This is a genomic window from Adlercreutzia sp. ZJ176 (assembly GCF_011038975.1).
Lineage (GTDB): Bacteria > Actinomycetota > Coriobacteriia > Coriobacteriales > Eggerthellaceae > CAAEEV01.
In genome coordinates this window covers 1-874 of record NZ_JAAKEC010000049.1, presented here as the reverse complement: position 1 = coordinate 874, position 874 = coordinate 1, and the positions used below count along the sequence as shown (strand labels likewise).

General features: G+C 65.7%; 1 protein-coding gene. It reads left to right on the top strand.

Going from position 1 to position 874, the window contains the following annotated elements:
• Positions 1-269: 269 nt before the first annotated feature.
• The gene (locus G7Y50_RS12130; RefSeq protein WP_241156653.1) at positions 270-803 is read left to right on the top strand and encodes a sugar transferase; all 534 of its coding nucleotides are present in this window, start codon (positions 270-272) and stop codon (positions 801-803) included.
• The last annotated feature ends 71 nt before the right edge of the window (positions 804-874 follow it).

Below are 874 nucleotides of genomic sequence, written 5' to 3'. Positions count from 1 at the left end.
CGAGGTGACCATCTGCGGCAGGGCGAAGGAGGTCCCCGTGGGGTTGAGGGTAGTTGCGAGGAGAGATGGCGACAGAAGATCTGACAGCTGAGGAAGCGGTACAGGTGGCACGTGCCTGCGGGCGCGCCTCTGTCCCCTTCGCGGTACAGCATGCGACTACGGGCGCACCCTGCGCCTTCTGCCCGCATGACCTCCCGCTGGGTCAATTGACCCAGCGAGCCTCCTTCCCTCCCGCCGTCCTCGAGCTGCGGGCGGAGGGCGCCTAGCCCATGGGCCTGTACGGCGGGAACGCGACGTTGGGTGACCAGGCCGAGGAGGCCTGCGCGGGCATGCCCGGCGCGGGCGCTCCCCGGGAGGCGGGGCGGGACGCGGGCTTCGGAGATCCGGCTCTGCCCGGCGCCGAGGGCCGCGTCGCCTACCGCGCTGTCAAGCGCGCCTTCGACGTGGCGTTCAGCCTGTTCATGCTGGTCGCCTTCTGCTGGCTGTTCGCGGTCGTTGCGGTCGCCATCAAGCTCGACGACCCGTCCGGCCCCGTGATCTTCAGGCAGGCCCGCGTGACCAAGGGCGGACGAGAGTTCACCATGTACAAGTTCCGCAGCATGTGCGCCGACGCCGAGGAGAGGCTCGAGGGGCTGAGGGACCTCAACGAGAAGACGGGCCCGGTGTTCAAGATGGCCGACGACCCCCGCGTCACGCGCGTGGGCAGGTGGCTGCGCAAGCTCTCGCTGGCTCGGACGATAATAGGAAGGGTAAGTCTTAATTCGTGTGGGAATAATAGCCAAAACCTATGTCTGATCAGGTAAAACAAAGCAAATCTAACCCCAAGTCAGCGCTTGGGGGCAAAATAAGGGCGCAACAACCTAAGCCCTTCACA